At 33.7% G+C, this 335-nt stretch carries 1 protein-coding gene; it reads right to left on the bottom strand.

Features of this window, described 5'->3' with window-relative positions; genetic code table 11:
• Window positions 1–299 (bottom strand): hypothetical protein (locus R0K30_RS21390; RefSeq protein WP_410612789.1); only part of this gene is annotated, 299 nt, incomplete at its 3' end.
• Between the last annotated feature and the right edge of the window lie 36 nt (window positions 300–335).

Below are 335 nucleotides of genomic sequence, written 5' to 3'. Positions count from 1 at the left end.
CTAATACCATCACCAAACTCCCAATAATAAAAAGAATCTGCAAGTATCTTGGTTAATCCTCCATGTCTATACGCACTAATCCTAATAGGAACACCTTGATAAGCGGTAATCACTTTAGATGAATCATCTTTATTATTTTCAATACTATATGTAGATTTATACGTAGGAGTACTATTAACTATCGGCATGTTTTTATATGCTCTTGATCCCCCACAAGTAGAAATAAAACCGTCAGCAAAAGTACCATAGCCATAATTAAATATTCCACCATAGTCAAACTGCATATACCAACCCATCATAGTTACAGTACCATCCTTTTTATAATAAGGGTCCAT

The sequence above is a fragment of the Bacillus sp. SIMBA_154 genome, from assembly GCF_046536015.1.
Taxonomy (GTDB): domain Bacteria; phylum Bacillota; class Bacilli; order Bacillales; family Bacillaceae; genus Bacillus; species Bacillus pumilus_P.
Note: the sequence above shows the minus strand (reverse complement) of the source record. Positions and strands in the feature narration are given on the sequence as shown.